We start from the raw sequence: 253 nt of genomic DNA, 5'->3' as shown, positions 1-253 counted from the left end.
ATGCCTACATTCGCTGGTATAACGAAAAGCGTATTAAAATGTCCCTAGGCTATCTCAGCCCGATTGAATACAGAGAGCGCTTGGGTTTAACAACATAAATCAGTCCAAGAAAATATCCGCACCCCCACCTGGTCAATTTTGGATGGGCGTCAACATTGCCGGCACCCCATTCGACATGAGAAATTCGAAATTCGAATTGTAATGAATTTCAAATTTCATCGGGATCGTCAACAAGGGGAGTTGGAAATGTGGC

At 43.9% G+C, this 253-nt stretch carries 1 protein-coding gene; it reads left to right on the top strand.

The window, feature by feature from the left end:
- A partial coding sequence (locus H8K52_RS20910) for an IS3 family transposase (RefSeq protein WP_186924824.1) occupies positions 1-98 on the top strand: 98 nt, incomplete at its 5' end.
- Between the last annotated feature and the right edge of the window lie 155 nt (positions 99-253).

The organism is Affinundibacterium seohonense, assembly GCF_014284305.1.
GTDB classification, from domain to species: domain Bacteria; phylum Pseudomonadota; class Gammaproteobacteria; order Burkholderiales; family Burkholderiaceae_D; genus Undibacterium; species Undibacterium seohonense.
Note: the sequence above shows the minus strand (reverse complement) of the source record. Positions and strands in the feature narration are given on the sequence as shown.